The following is a 321-nucleotide window of genomic DNA, read 5'->3' on the forward strand; positions in this document are numbered from 1 at the left end:
CATATACTTTTATTTTTATCAATATATGGTATAATTAAATGTATGTTATAATATAACTCTATATTTTATATTAAAATATAGGAAAGTGAGCAGAATAGATGAAAATAGGAATAGTTGGAGCAGGAGCTTCAGGAATATTATGTGCAATTTATGCCGCACAAAGAGGACATGATGTTGTAATATTTGAAAGAAAAGATAGAATGTTAAAAAAAGTATTAGTTACAGGTAATGGTACATGTAATTTTACAAATATTAATGCAGGATATGATAACTATTTTGCTATAGAAGAAAAAATAGATGAAAAAATATTTAATGAATATA

General features: G+C 23.7%; 1 protein-coding gene. It reads left to right on the forward strand.

The window, feature by feature from the left end:
• Positions 1 to 98 precede the first annotated feature (98 nt).
• Positions 99 to 321: FAD-dependent oxidoreductase (locus BT993_RS06970; protein ID WP_143604327.1), on the forward strand; the 223-nt coding region annotated here is incomplete at its 3' end.

The organism is Streptobacillus ratti (genome assembly GCF_001891165.1).
Classification (GTDB): Bacteria; Fusobacteriota; Fusobacteriia; order Fusobacteriales; family Leptotrichiaceae; genus Streptobacillus; species Streptobacillus ratti.